Origin of the sequence: Streptomyces sp. AC550_RSS872 (assembly GCF_019049285.1) — a bacterium.
Lineage (GTDB): Bacteria > Actinomycetota > Actinomycetes > Streptomycetales > Streptomycetaceae > Streptomyces.
On the sequence record NZ_JAGMUL010000083.1, the window covers coordinates 1 to 13,614 of the forward strand.

The following is a 13,614-nucleotide window of genomic DNA, read 5'->3' on the forward strand; positions in this document are numbered from 1 at the left end:
GACCCCGCCCCGCCCCCCAGATACGTCTTCGCCCACCCGCCCAGCTCGGTCAGCGCCGGCTCCAGCGCGGCGCCCGCCTCCGTCAGCCGGTAGACCACTCGCAGCGGCGGCCCCTCATAGACCTCGCGTACCACCAGTCCCGCGGCGGCGAGTTCGGTGAGCCGGTCGGAGAGCATGCGCTCGCTGATGCCGGGGATCGCCCGGCGCAGGGCGACGAAGTACGCCGGCCCCGCGGTCAGGACGGACACGATCGGGCCTGTCCAGCGCTTGCCGAGCAGCTGGAAGACCTGGGTGATCCCGTTGTCGACCTGCTTGCACGCCCCTACGTCGTGACTCTGCTCACCCGCCGTCCCACCCGCCATGTCAGCCGCCATGTCCTTCAGGGTACTGCCCTCCGGCATGGGGGTGAAGAAAAGTAAGTAACTGTGCTATCCATAGTCGTGTACAAATTCTCAGCCACTTCTGTTTCGTCCTTCTGGAGACCCTCATGGCCACGCTCCTGCACATCGACTCCTCCGTCTTCCCGGCCGACGCCTCCTCCTCCCGTGCCGTCGCCGACGCCTTCCGCAGCGCCTGGCAGGAACAGCACCCCGAGGGCACGGTGATCCACCGCGACCTCGCCGCGAAGCCCGTGCCGCACATCACCGCCCACGCCCACACCGCCGGCTTCTCCGACCCGGCCACGCACAGCCCCGAGCAGGCCGCCGCCTTCGCGGAGCGTGTGAAGCTGATCGAGGAGCTGGAGCGTGCGGACGCGGTGCTGATCGGCGCGCCGATGTACAACCTGACGATCCCGTCGACGCTGAAGGCCTGGCTGGACAACGTGGTCCTGTTCGGTCGTACGGCGGGCGACGCCCAGTCGGTCAAGGGCACCCCGATCACCGTCGTGGCCAGCCGCGGCGGCGCCTACGGTCCGGGCACCCCGCGCGCGGGCTACGAGTACGTGCAGAACTACCTGTCGGCGGTGCTGGCGGACTTCCTCGGCGCCGACCTCGACTTCATCGTCCCGGAGCTCACGATGGCCCCGGCCGACCCGGGGATGGCCGACCTGGTCCCGCTCTTCGAGGCCTCTCGTGAGCGCGCCCTCGCCGAGGCCTCCGCGAAGGCGAAGCAGCTGGCTCAGCGGCTCGCGGCCTAGTCCCGCGGACGGGCACGCGCGCGTAAGGCCCCGGTCGAGCGGTCCGGGCCTCTACGCGTGCGCGTGCCGCGGAGCCGCCCCAGATCCGGTGCGGGGTGAGGTTGGTGCCCAGGACCAGCGACAGCGCGAAGACCGCGCATCCGAGCCAGAACAGCACGTCGCGGGGTATGCGGCGGCGCAGACGAGGCGTACGAGGCGTATGAGCGGGCGGCGTCGGGCTGTTCCGGGGTGGCGCCTGGCGCGCGGGGGTGACGAGGGAAGCGGGGGCTGCGGGGGCTGCGGGGGCGAGGACCGGGCCGCCCGGCCCGACTCCGGCGACCAAGGAGAGCGACTCGGGTGGCATCGGTGGGCTCCTGGAGAGGGGGAGCTCCGATCTCGCGGCGAGGCGAGGGCCGCCACGTCGGCCGAACGGCCACCGTTCACGGACCGCGGAGCGAGCCGCCCGGCCGAAAGTCCGACCGCCCCGACCGAGCCGGCCGGACGGCCCACCGGCACAATCACCGCATGCATACGCTCTCTGTCGTCCTCGTCGCCCTCATGGCGCTGCTGCACGTCTACATCCTGGTCCTGGAGATGTTCCTGTGGCAGCGCGGCCCGGGCCGCAGCTTCTCCGGCTTCGACGCCGAGATGGCCCGCGCCACCGCACCCCTGGCAGCCAACCAGGGCCTCTACAACGGCTTCCTGGCCGCGGGCCTGGTCTGGGGCCTGATCGCCGACGACCCGACCGGCTACCGCGTCCAGATCTTCTTCCTGTCCTGCATCATCGTCGCGGGCGTGTACGGCGCGGCCACCGCCAACCGCCGCATCCTCTTCGCCCAGGCACTGCCCGCCGCCGTGAGCCTCGCCGCGGTCATCGCGGCCGGCTGAGTCCCGCCCCGGACGCCGCCGGAAGAGCAGGAGCGTCATCGTGTACTGGGCTGCCGTACCGATGATCACCGACAGCCACACCCCACGGACCCCGAGGGCCGGCAGCGAGCTCAGCCCGTAGGCCGGCGGCAGTTGCACCAGGGCGCCGAACAGGGTGATCCGGAGCAGCGACCGCGACCGTCCTCCGCCCATGAACACGCCGCCCAGTCCCACGACACCGGCGAGCAGCACGAGATACGGCAGCAGGTACCACAGCAGCACGTCCATGATCGGGCGGCCGCCGGGCGCGAGAGGCGTCCGGCGACCGCTCCGGTCGCCGTGGCCGGCAGCAGGCTCTGCTGTCCGATCAGTCTCCGGGCCCTCGGCGACCAGCGACATCGAACTCGACCGTGTCGAGGAGCCCGGCCACCCGGGAGTTGTCAGCCATCCCCCTCTCATCAGGGAAAACAGACTCAGAACCGCTGGTACGAACAACTTCTCCGGCGGACATCACAGTCGGGAAGGGTTCTCGCCCGAGGGGGACGAAAAGTACCTTGTGCTGCTGATCAGCTTTTTCTTCTTGTGTGTGAAAGAGGCTTCGCGATGGGCCGTCCCGAACTACCGGTCGACCCGGCGGCCGGTCCCGTGCAGCGACTCGCCCATGATCTTCGGGAGCTGCGCCGTTCGGCGGGTGGCGTGTCGTACCGGGCCATGGCGAAGAAGGCCGGCTTCTCGGTGACGACCCTGGCGAAGGCGGCGAGCGGCGAGCGACTGCCGTCGTTGGCGGTGCTCCAGGCCTACGTCCAGGCATGCGGGGAGGACCCCGCTGCGTGGGAGGCGCGGTGGGCGGAGGCTGAGGCGCTGGCCGGGGAGGAGAGGCAGGAGGATGCCGACTCCGCACCGCCCTACCGTGGCCTCGCGCGTTTCGAGCCGGACGACCGTGAGCTGTTCTTCGGCCGGGACCGGCTGATCGACGAGCTGGGCGAGCTGACGTGCGGGTCCCCGTTCGCCATGGTGTTCGGGGCGTCCGGCAGCGGCAAGTCCTCCCTGCTGCGGGCCGGTCTGATTCCCCTGCTGCGGGAGAAGATCGCGCAGCAGGGACGTACCGCGGTGCTTCGCATCCTCACACCAGGAGCCCGGCCCGCGACCACCTACGGACATCTGCTGACGCCGGAGGCCGACGATCCGGAGAGCTGGGTGGTGGTGGATCAGTTCGAGGAGGTCTTCACCCTCTGCCGCGAACGCGCCGAGCGGGACCGCTTCCTCGACCTTCTGCTCACCGCGCGCGACCCGGGAAGCCGACTGCGCGTGCTCATAGCCGTACGGTCCGACTTCTATGCGCGGTGCGCCGAGCACCCGCGACTGGCGCAGGCGCTGCACAGGAGCGGGTTCCTGGTCAGGTCCATGACCGCCGACGAGCTGCGCGAGGCGGTGGTCGGTCCCGCGCAGGCGGCCGGACTCATCGTGGAGCGGGCCCTGACCGCACGGATCGTCGAGGACGTGCTCGACGAGCCCGGCGGACTTCCGATGCTGTCCCACGCCCTGTTGGAGACCTGGCGGCGGCGCAAGGGACGGATGCTGACCCTGGACGCGTACGAAGCGGCCGGCGGGGTACGCGGCGCGATCGCGGCCAGCGCCGAGGAGGCGTACGGGGAACTCTCACCGGCGCAGGCGCACGCCGCCCGGCACCTGCTCCTGCGGATGGTCGAGCCCGGCCAGGGCAACGCCGACACGCGCCGCCCGCTCAGCTGGGAGGAGATGGCCGGGTGGGAGGACCCCGAAGTGCGAGCCGTCGCCGGGCGGCTGACCCGGGCCCGGCTGCTGACCACCGACGACGACGGAGTGCAGCTCGCCCACGAGGCGCTCATCACCTGCTGGCCGCGGCTGCGCGAGTGGATCGACACGGACCGGGAGCGGCTGCGCCACCACCGGCAGCTGACCGATGCCGCCCGCACCTGGCTGGAGCACGACCGCGACCCGGGCACGCTTTACCGTGGCACCCGCCTGGCGCGGGCCGAGGAGCTGTTCGCGGGCGACGGCGGCGGCTACGACGGTCTGACGTCCGAGGAGACGGCCTTCCTGGGCGCCGCGGCGGAGCAGCGGGCGGCGGAGCAGCGGGCCGCCACCCGGGCCCGGCGCCGCAGCCGCACGCTCACGGCCTCGCTCTGCGCCGTGCTGGCGGTGGCCCTGGTCGTCGGCCTGACCGCCGTGCGACTGCGTCAGGACAGCGAGAAGCAGACCACCGACACGGCGGCCCGCCGGGTGGCCGCGGTCGCCGACTCGCTGCGCAGCACCGACCCGCGCACCGCGATGCTGCTCGGCGTAGCCGCATGGCGCATCTCTGAGCTGCCGGAGTCCCGCCGAGCCCTGCTGGGCGCGCTGGCCCAGCCCGAACTGGACACCTTCACCGACCCGGCGCCCGGTGACGAACCGACCCGGTACCTCGACAGCTCCGGGCGCACTCTGCACAGCATCGGCGACGACACCTGGCGGACGTGGGACGTGGACACCCACCGCCGTATCGCCTCGGGGCCGGTACCTCACGGGAACATACTCGCCGCGGGTCCGGGTGGCCGGGTGCTCGTCATCTCGGCCTCTGCCAGGACCCAGCGGCTGTGGGACACCCGAACGAGGCGCTGGATCGGGGGTCCCCTGCCGCTCGGGGACACCGTGCGCTTCGGGGCGAGTGGCCGCAATTACCTGGTGACGAGCATGTTCGACGACCGGGCTGGGCTCTACTCCCTCGACGGCCATCTGCTCTTCCGGACCCCGTCGGCCGGCAGCGGGGAGCTCGCCGACGCGGCGGCCGACGACCGGCTGCTGGCAGTCTGCCCGCGCGGCCGGGCCCCGCAGGTCTGGGACACCTCCGCGCGCAGCGTCCGGTCCGGTGCCTGGACGAGCGCTCGCGGCGTCTGTGATGGTGACCGTACTTTCCTCGGCCTCACCGGCGGCCGGCTCCTCACTCTCAACGGGGACCGGGTGCGTGTATGGGACACCACGTCGGGACGAGAGCTCGCCGACGTCGCGCACCCGGGTGCCCGTGGCGCCGTCGTGAGCGCGGACGGCTCGTTTCTGGCGACCGGCGGCGGCCAGGAGATCAGGGTGTGGCGTATGCCCGACGGCGGCGCCCCCGTTTTCCGGCACTCCCTGGGCAACGCGTCGCTCTCCGGTCTCGCCTGGGACTCCTCGCGGCCCCTGCTGCGGTACCTCGAAGGGGGCACGGTCCACACCCTCGACCTCACCACGACGCTCACCCGAGCCTGGCGCAAGAGTCCGCTCGCCGGGGTCCGGCTCAGCCCCGACGGCAGGACGCTCGCCACCGCCGAACGCATCGGTGACCGCTACGTCTTCCAGCTGCGGAACACGCGCGACGGCCGTCTGCTGCGCACCCTGCCGACCCCGTCATGGCCCGCCTTCCGCACCGGCAACCCGACAGTCCAAGGGGAAGTCACCGAGCCTTTGCTGTCCTTCAGCCCCGACGGAGGCATGTTCGCGTACGGAATCTCCGCCCCCTGGGACACGGCGCCTCAGCGTGTGACGGTGTGGGACGTGGCCGCCGGACACGCGAAGACCACGGTGGACCTGGCGACGACGTCCACGACGTCTACGGACGCGATCGCCCTGGGACCGGGCGGTCGTACACTCCTCACCGCACGTCTGACCGAAGACGGCTACTTCAACGAGACATGGGACACCACGCGGCAGCGCAGGACGGCACGCCTGTCCGGCCCGGGCGGCGGTCATCTGGCCGTCAGCCCGGACGGCAAGCTCCTCCTGACCGACAACCGCGTCGTCCGAGCGGGCCGGTCCCACACCCATGACCTCGTCCAGCACGACGGAATCGGAGCCATCGCCTTCGCTCCCGACGGCTCCGGACTGGCGGCGGGCGACTGGACAGGTCGGGTGGCCGTCTGGGACGGCGACCTCCGGCACCGAGCGGGCATCCTGAGGAACGTCTTTCCGGCGCCCGTCGATCCGTCCTCCGGCTCAGCCGAGGCGATCACGTCTCTCGCGTTCAGTCCGGACGGCAGCACACTCGCCGTCGGCGGCAACTCGGGCACCGTCCAACTCTGGGACATCGCGACCCAGCAGCCCCTCGGCCCTTCCCTGCCCACCCCCGGTGGAAGCGTCGACACGCTCGCCTTCAGCCCGGACAGCACCACGCTGTACGCGGGCGGCAAGCACGTCCCGCTCCAGCGGTACGTGGTGGATCCGGACCGAGCGGTGTCCCTTGTCTGCGCCCGTGCCGGGAAGGCCGAGCTGACTCGTGCGCAGTGGCACACCTACGTTCCGGACCAGCCGTACAGGCGGGTCTGCTCCTGACCGTCCCCGGTGACGTGAATCATGAAAGTGGCCGGGTCGGCATGTCCCGTTCGCCCAGTACCACTTAGCGCGGCCGTTCGGCGCAGGCCGGTCTTCCGGATCTCATGGGCGGCTCTCCCGTCGGATTCCCGAACCGTCGATCGGGGTCGGGCTGCTGCCCCGGCCGTGGGGGCGGACCGGGGCAGCGACGGGTCGATCCTCAGAGGCCCTGGAGTTGTCCCTCCAGCCCGTCCCACCCACCAGGCCGAACAATCTCCCTCACCGGCGACCCGTCGCCGAGCGTGAGGCGCTGGCGGACGCCCGGTCACCCGGAGCCGAGAACCTTGCGCGGATGCCGGGCAAGCACTGTCAAGGGGCGGCCCGACAGAGGAAGCGCGGCGGAAGCCTCTGACGCCGGCCGGTCCGCAACCGAACACAGGATTGTCCGGCCTGGCAAAAGGGGCGTGCCAAACAACATTCCGGTTGCGAGCGTCGGTGCAGCAAGGCCGGATCCCGGCACCCTGAGTCACCCGGAGAAGAGCACATGTCTTCCACCGGCGCGATGACGCTCCCGAATCGGAGGCGCCTCAGCAGCCGCCGCGACGCGGCACCCGCAAGATCACTGTCGGCCAGGTCGTCACCACCCTGGCGCGTCGTGACCGGTTCCGTCGAGTACGGCCTCCTGACCTCCACCTCCGGCACCCCGCCGATCGTCGTCCTCGGACACCAGCGCTGCGGCGCCATCAAGGCCGCGTACAAGGCGATGAAGGCCGGCGAGAAACTGAAGAAACGGCCCGGCAGCCTCCAGGCCATCGCCGAAGCCCTGAAGCCGGCCTACGACGAGGCGGCCAAGGACACGCACCCCGAGCCGGTGGACGCCATGATCCGCATCCCCACCAAGCAGACTTCCGCGGCCCCGCGCTCCAACCAGGAGCTCACCCCCCGGCGTGAAGAAGGGCGAACCGGCCGTGGTCAGCGCCTACTACTCACTCGACACCGGCCGCGCAGAAGTCCTCACCGGAGCACCCTCCGCCTGAAGATCGCCCGACCGGGCCCGCGCAAGGCGCCGCCACCGGCCACCCGGATCGGTCGCCGGCCGTTTCGGGCTCGAACCGGCCCGCGCTGAGCCTTCGCAGAACGCGGGCGGCAGGGCCCGCCCGTAGCTCCGCCGGCTCTGGCCGGCACGGGTGCGGTCGCCTCGCCGAAGGCGAACACAGTGACACTGACCAGCCATTTCACAGGGAAACCGGGGGACGCCGCACGTGCGCATCGCCTTCCTGCTGCACAACGCCTACGCGATGGGCGGCACCGTACGGACGACCATGACGCTCGCCGACACGCTCGCCGGGCGACACCAGGTGGAACTCGTGTCGGTGTTCCGGCACAGCGAGAAACCACAACTGGGGCGGCCGCCAAAGGTGCCGCTGCGGGCCCTGGTGGACCGGCGCAAAGGATCCGCGGACGCGGCGGACCCTCTCGCCCAGCGGGCCGGAGAGGTCTTCCCGAAGGGGGACAGCCGTTCGCACCAGTACCACCGGCTCGCCGAGCAGCGGATCATCGACTGGCTGCGGGAGACGGACGCCGACGTCATCGTGGGCACCAGGGCCGGACTCAACGCGCTGGTGGCCCGGTTCGGGCCACGCCATGCCGTACGCGTCGGCCAGGAGCACCTCACCCACAACAACCACCCGCACCGACTGCGGACGGAACTCCAGCGCTGGTACGGCGGTCTCGACGCGCTGGTCACCATGACCGAGGCCGACGCGCGCGACCACCGGCGCGGCATGCGGCTGCCGCACACCCGGGTGCTGGCCATCCCCAACAGCGTTCCCGAACCCCCGGTGCCGCCGGCCGACGCGGCGGCCAAGGTCGTCGTCGCGGCGGGACGGCTGGCCCGCGTCAAGCGGTACGAGATGCTGGTCGACGCGTTCGCCCTGGCCGGCGCGGCCTGCCCCGACTGGTCCCTGCGCATCTACGGGGACGGCCCGGAGCGCGCCCGGATAGCCGACCGGATAACCCACCACGGCCTGGGTGACCGGGTCTTCCTGATGGGTCCGGCCACTCCCATCGAGGCCGAGTGGGTCAAGGGCTCCATCGCCGCGGTGACCTCCGCGCACGAGTCGTTCGGAATGACGATCGTGGAGGCCATGCGCTGCGGCCTGCCCGTGGTGAGCACCGCCTGCCCCCACGGGCCCGGCGAGATCATCCGCCACGGTGTGGACGGCTGTCTCGTCCCGCGCGACAGCACCCGGGGCGTGGCCGACGCGCTGCTGGCACTGATGCGGGACGACGGACGGCGTGCGGAGATGGGCAGGGCCGCCCGGGCCGGTGCGGCGAAACGATTCACGCCGGATGGCATCGCCGACCGCTACGAGCGCCTGTTCAGCACACTGCTGGAGGAGCGGGCCGGGCGGGCCGCTCCGCCACCGCCCGGCCCGGCCGACTGGCTCGACCGTGCCACCGTGCTCGCCGCCACGACAGGCATCCTCTCCCGCGCGGCTGTACGCCGCGGGCGACGCAAGCTGGGGTGGGTCGGATGAACGCGGATCGCATGAACGCGGATCGCACAACGGCCTCGGCACAGCGGATGCTCTCGGCACAGCGGATGCTGTGGATCGTGGCCGCCGGGTTCTGTCTGGTGTCGGCCGTCCTCGTACCGCTCACCCTGCCGCTCGGCTGGGACGAGCTCGTGTACGCCAGCCGCTTCGGATCGTACGGTCCCGCCACCCCGTTCAGCGCCCCGCGTACCCGCGGGGTCCCCCTGCTGCTCGCTCCGATCGCCTCCTGGAGCGACTCGACGGTGCTGCTGAGGGTGTGGCTGCTCCTGCTGGCCGGCGGTGCTCTCTGGCTGGGATTCAGGCCCTGGCTGCGGATCGTGCACCGCCCGGCGGCGGTGTGGGTGGCGGCCGGGCTGTACGGCAGCCTGTGGATCACTCTGTTCTACGCCGGTTCCGCGATGCCGAACCACTACACCGCGATGGGCGCCACCGCCGCGTTGGGCTGTTTCCTCGCGCCGCGTCCCCGGTACGCGGGTGTCGCGGCAGGCCTGGCGGTCGTGACCCTGATGCGGCCCAACGACGGTGTGGCCGTCGCCGCACCGCTGCTCCTGGCGGCCGTACTGATGCCCGCACTGCGCGGCGACGGCCGCCTGAAGGGGCGTCTGTCGGCCGTGGCGGCCGGACTCGCGGCGGGTGCGCTGCCCTGGGTCGTCGAGGCCGAGGTGCGGTTCGGCGGGGTGCGCAGCCGGCTCGCGGAGGCCGACGAGGCCCAGGGCGGCCTGCGGGCCGTCTTCTCCCTGGGCGCCCATTTCACCGCGCTGGACGGCCCGCTGCTGTGCCGTCCCTGTACGGGCGACAGCGTACGGCTGCCCGTGGCGGAGTGGTGGGTGCTGCTGCCGCTGCTGGTCGGCCTGGGACTGTGGGCGGAGCGCCGGGCTCGCCGGTCCGCCGCACCGCTGTGGCTGTCGGTGGCGGTGGCGGTGGCCGCGGCGGCGCCGTATCTCTTCCTCGTCCCCTACGCCGCGCCGCGGTTCCTGCTGCCGGCCTACGCCCTGCTGGCGCTCCCTGCCGCTGTCGGGCTCCTCGCCGTCGTCCACCGGGCCCGCACCCGCCGTTCGGTGCCGACAGCCGCGGTGCTCGCCCTGGTACTCCTCGGGCACTTGGGCATCCAGGCCGGGCTCGTCCACTATCTTGCGGGCAACCATCAGCGGGCCCGCGGAGACTGGGTCCGGATCGCCTCCGTGCTGCGCGAGCACGGGGTGCACCCGCCGTGTGTCCTCGCGGGGAACAGTGCGACGATTCCCATCGCCCATAGCGCGGGCTGCACTGTCTCGGAGACGGATCCCCCGGCGCCCCCCAGTGCGCTGGTCCTTCGCGGGGGGAAGCCACCGCACTGGGCACGCGACTGGCAGAGTTTTCCGGTGCCGGACACCTACCACCCCGGATGGACCGTCGTCGTGCGTCCATGACGGCTGGCTGTGCGCCTCAGGACCGGTAGGGCGATGCGGCCCCCAGGCCCACTGCGGCGCCGTCCATCTGTGGCTGGAGCGGCCGGCACCGCCAGTCCGACCTGTGGCTGGCGTCCGGCACCAGCGTGCCGCCCGCCAGAGGTTGCTCGGAGGTGTCGATACGTCGTGCCGTCGGAGGCGAAAGCCAGTGAGGTAGAGACGTAGAGCGACGACAGAGTGTTACGTCCGGACAAGAAATGTGGAACTCTGTCCTCCGGAATTGTATGCGGCGGCAAAAGGGGCCTGCCAAACAACCTCCCGGCTGTGAGCGTCGGTCGTGACATCGCCACACGTCGAACCACCGGAGCACACCATGCCCACCAGCGTCCTGATCGCGGTCGCCTTGTCCGTCCTTCTCGGGATCCTGGTGTTCTTCACGGTGCCCAGGGGCACCGAGGCATCCCCCGCCGAGACCGTCGCCGGCAGGAGACACGTCGACTTCCCACAGGTCCGCTGGAACATCAACCGCGGCTCGGGCGCCTATCTGACCATGCTCGACCAGCTGCGCAACCTCGCCGAGACCTCGGCCAACGGCGTCGCCGCCACCGGCAACGCGGAGAGCCGGAGTTTCGCCGACATCGTGATCAGCAGCGGCGACCACACCTCCGCAGTACATGCGATCGTGCGGCTCAGCGACTTCGGCGTCGTGCGGTTCTTCTCCAGCGACACCCCGCACAACTTCGTCCTGAACCTCGCCTCCGACGTCCCCGACCATGACGACGCCGACGACAACTGGTTCCTCGGCAAGCAGGGCTACGACACCCTCACCCGCGTCGCGAACCAGTCACTGACCGCCGTCAACCTGAACGAGCGCAGCCTTGAGAACAGCCTCAGGGACCTCGGCATCCCCGGCACCGACCGCACCGCCCAGGCGCGCGGCATGCTGCGCTACATCATCGCCATCACCGAGGCCTCCCGGTTCCGCCCCATCGCCCACCGCATCGCGCACGGCATGGCCACCGGCTCCGACGTCTTCGTCACCGCACAGCAGGTCGGCCTGATACGTAACTAGGCCGGCCGTCAGCGATGACTTCATCGGCCACACCAACCGCCCCGACCTCCTGATCGCCGCCCGATCGGAGAACCGGGGAGCCGGACCCCGACCGGCCACCTCACACCGGCGGCACAGATCAATCCGATCCCGCACGGCAGCACCACAGAGACAGGCCCCACCCGTGAGATAGCTCACGCGTCGGGGCCTGTCGTATGACCTGCTCAAGCTGTGTGATGCCTCACAGCGATCTTGGAAACGAGAAACGGGCCCCTGCGGTGACTTCCGTCACTCGCAGAGACCCGTTTCATCGGTTCTCACTGTGCGCGAGGGGGGAGTTGAACCCCCACGCCCTTGCGGGCACTGGAACCTGAATCCAGCGCGTCTGCCTATTCCGCCACCCGCGCATTGGGTGTGTCCTCGGGCTCTTCCCTTGCGGTCCGGCGCCTTCCGACACGCAGAACATTAGCACGCCGTCCAGGGTGGATTCACATCGCTTATCCCCAGGCAGCCGCGGTGCAAGCGGCGTGCGCGCGCCCACCAGCACAGTCGGCACATCCCACCCGACGGCGACCGACCCGCGACGCCCTCCGCTCCGTATCAACGAGTACCTGTTCACGTATCAACCTCGTACCGGTACCACGCATCTCCCCAGGAGCCGGTCGGGGTCCACAGTCAGGTGCGGGACACTGGTCTTCGGCCGCCTCTACGATCCATGGCAAGACTGTGCCCCTGAGGAGTTCGAAGGGGAGCTCCACAGGGAACTTCGAGGGCGTCGACACCCGTCGACCGGGCCGACAGGGGGAACCAGCCGATTGACCGGCGCGTGGATACGATCAGTAAGCAGTACCAGGTAAGGCAGTACCCGCCCGGCGGGATGCAGGACGAAGCAGGCTACGGAGGAGGTGCCCCATGGGAGTCCTGAAGAAGTTCGAGCAGCGTCTCGAAGGTCTGGTCAACGGCACCTTCGCCAAGGTGTTCAAGTCCGAGGTCCAGCCCGTGGAGATCGCGGGAGCGCTCCAGCGCGAGTGCGACAACAACGCGACCATCTGGAACCGCGACCGCACGGTCGTCCCCAATGACTTCATCGTGGAGCTCAGCGCGCCGGACTACGAGCGGCTGAGCCCCTACTCCGGCCAGCTCGGCGACGAGCTCGCCGGCATGGTCCGCGACTACGCCAAGCAGCAGCGCTACACCTTCATGGGCCCGATCAAGGTCAACCTGGAGAAGGCCGACGACCTCGACACCGGCCTGTACCGCGTGCGCAGCCGCACGCTCGCCGGCTCCACCGACCAGCAGAGCGGCGGCCGGCAGGCCCCCGCACCCGCCGCCCCGGCCGGGCGGCCCGGTGGTGCCCAGGGCCAGGGCGGCTACGGCTATCCGCCGGCCGCCGCACCCGCGGGCGCCCCGCCCATGCCGGCCGCGCCGCCGCCCGGCGGCCGCCCCGGCGGTTACGGCTACCCGCAGCCCGCGGGCGGCCAGCGACCCCCCGCCGCACCCGCGGCCGGCGGCCGCACCCGCTACTGGATCGAGATCAACGGCACCCGCCATCAGATCTCCCGCGCCACGCTCGTGCTGGGCCGCAGCACCGACGCCGACGTGCGGATCGACGACCCCGGCGTCTCCCGCCGGCACTGCGAGATCCGGACCGGAACGCCCTCGACGATCCAGGATCTCGGGTCCACCAACGGCATCGTGGTGGACGGGCAGCACACCACCCGCGCTACGCTCCGCGACGGCTCGCGGATCGTCGTGGGCAGCACCACCGTTATCTATAGGCAAGCCGAAGGGTGAAGCGGGGGCAATGTCAGAGCTGACCCTCACGGTCATGCGGCTGGGTTTCCTGGCCGTCCTGTGGCTGTTCGTGATCGTGGCCGTGCAGGTCATCCGCAGCGACCTGTTCGGTACGCGCGTCACGCAGCGCGGATCGCGCCGCGAGGCCGCCCGGCCGCAGCAGGCCGCACGACAGGCGGCGCCTCCGCAGCAGCGCGGCCAGCAGGGCGGCGGCCGCCAGCGCCGTAACGCCCCCACCAAGCTGGTCGTGTCCGAGGGCACCCTGACCGGCACCACCGTCGCGCTCCAGGGCCAGACCATCACCCTGGGCCGGGCGCACGACAGCACCATCGTGCTGGACGACGACTACGCCTCCAGCCGGCATGCCAGGATCTACCCGGACCGCGACGGCCAGTGGATCGTCGAGGACCTGGGCTCCACCAACGGCACGTACCTCGACCGAACGCGGCTCACGACCCCCACACCGATCCCGCTGGGCGCGCCGATCCGCATCGGCAAGACCGTCATCGAGCTGCGGAAGTAGTACGACAATGAGCG

10 protein-coding genes and 1 tRNA gene are annotated in these 13,614 nt (G+C 71.1%); 9 read left to right on the forward strand and 2 right to left on the reverse strand.

What is annotated here, in order from left to right; all coding sequences use genetic code 11:
* On the reverse strand, positions 1 to 374 hold a 374-nt coding region (locus KUM44_RS27985; RefSeq protein ID WP_254390219.1), incomplete at its 3' end, for a helix-turn-helix domain-containing protein.
* Positions 375 to 487: 113 nt separating this feature from the next.
* On the opposite strand from KUM44_RS27985, the gene KUM44_RS27990 reads away from it, so the two are divergent.
* From KUM44_RS27990 to KUM44_RS28020, 7 genes are all read left to right on the forward strand, one after another.
* Entirely contained in the window at positions 488 to 1,138 is a 651-nt protein-coding gene (locus KUM44_RS27990; protein ID WP_217212267.1) for an FMN-dependent NADH-azoreductase, read from the forward strand.
* Positions 1,139 to 1,642: 504 nt separating this feature from the next.
* Positions 1,643 to 2,005, forward strand: coding sequence for a DUF1304 domain-containing protein (locus KUM44_RS27995; RefSeq protein WP_217212269.1), 363 nt, complete (start codon positions 1,643 to 1,645; stop codon positions 2,003 to 2,005).
* Between the two features lie 582 nt (positions 2,006 to 2,587).
* Positions 2,588 to 6,307, forward strand: a complete 3,720-nt coding sequence (locus tag KUM44_RS28000) for a helix-turn-helix domain-containing protein (protein ID WP_217212271.1) — start codon at positions 2,588 to 2,590, stop codon at positions 6,305 to 6,307.
* Positions 6,308 to 6,941: 634 nt separating this feature from the next.
* Complete coding sequence (locus tag KUM44_RS28005) at positions 6,942 to 7,412, forward strand: carbonic anhydrase (RefSeq protein WP_308402742.1); 471 nt, start codon at positions 6,942 to 6,944, stop codon at positions 7,410 to 7,412.
* Positions 7,413 to 7,548: 136 nt separating this feature from the next.
* Positions 7,549 to 8,826, forward strand: a complete 1,278-nt coding sequence (locus KUM44_RS28010) for a glycosyltransferase (protein WP_217212273.1) — start codon at positions 7,549 to 7,551, stop codon at positions 8,824 to 8,826.
* A complete protein-coding gene (locus KUM44_RS28015) occupies positions 8,823 to 10,253 on the forward strand; it encodes a hypothetical protein (RefSeq protein ID WP_254390220.1) in 1,431 nt (476 codons plus the stop codon). The genes KUM44_RS28010 and KUM44_RS28015 overlap by 4 nt, the downstream gene beginning before the upstream one ends.
* Before the next feature lie 352 nt (positions 10,254 to 10,605).
* Entirely contained in the window at positions 10,606 to 11,304 is a 699-nt protein-coding gene (locus KUM44_RS28020) for a ribosome-inactivating family protein (RefSeq protein ID WP_217212275.1), read from the forward strand.
* Positions 11,305 to 11,606: 302 nt separating this feature from the next.
* On the opposite strand, the gene KUM44_RS28025 is transcribed toward KUM44_RS28020, so the two are convergent.
* Positions 11,607 to 11,690: transfer RNA gene (locus KUM44_RS28025), tRNA-Leu, on the reverse strand.
* 505 nt (positions 11,691 to 12,195) lie between these two features.
* Here KUM44_RS28025 and KUM44_RS28030 point away from each other — a divergent pair.
* Complete coding sequence (locus KUM44_RS28030; RefSeq protein ID WP_217212276.1) at positions 12,196 to 13,077, forward strand: DUF3662 and FHA domain-containing protein; 882 nt, start codon at positions 12,196 to 12,198, stop codon at positions 13,075 to 13,077.
* A 10-nt stretch (positions 13,078 to 13,087) separates the two neighbouring features.
* Positions 13,088 to 13,600 (forward strand): FHA domain-containing protein, encoded by a 513-nt coding sequence (locus tag KUM44_RS28035; protein ID WP_003999678.1) that lies wholly within the window; start codon positions 13,088 to 13,090, stop codon positions 13,598 to 13,600.
* Positions 13,601 to 13,614: the final 14 nt, after the last annotated feature.

Excerpts from the sequence above, each read along its gene's own strand:
- KUM44_RS28000 (WP_217212271.1), top strand. The coding sequence starts at position 2,588 with ATGGGCCGTCCCGAACTACCGGTCGACCCGGCGGCCGGTCCCGTGCAG.
- KUM44_RS28030 (WP_217212276.1), top strand. The coding sequence starts at position 12,196 with ATGGGAGTCCTGAAGAAGTTCGAGCAGCGTCTCGAAGGTCTGGTCAAC.
- KUM44_RS28035 (WP_003999678.1), top strand. The coding sequence starts at position 13,088 with ATGTCAGAGCTGACCCTCACGGTCATGCGGCTGGGTTTCCTGGCCGTC.
- KUM44_RS27990 (WP_217212267.1), top strand. The coding sequence starts at position 488 with ATGGCCACGCTCCTGCACATCGACTCCTCCGTCTTCCCGGCCGACGCC.
- KUM44_RS28020 (WP_217212275.1), top strand. The coding sequence starts at position 10,606 with ATGCCCACCAGCGTCCTGATCGCGGTCGCCTTGTCCGTCCTTCTCGGG.
- KUM44_RS27995 (WP_217212269.1), top strand. The coding sequence starts at position 1,643 with ATGCATACGCTCTCTGTCGTCCTCGTCGCCCTCATGGCGCTGCTGCAC.
- KUM44_RS28015 (WP_254390220.1), top strand. The coding sequence starts at position 8,823 with ATGAACGCGGATCGCATGAACGCGGATCGCACAACGGCCTCGGCACAG.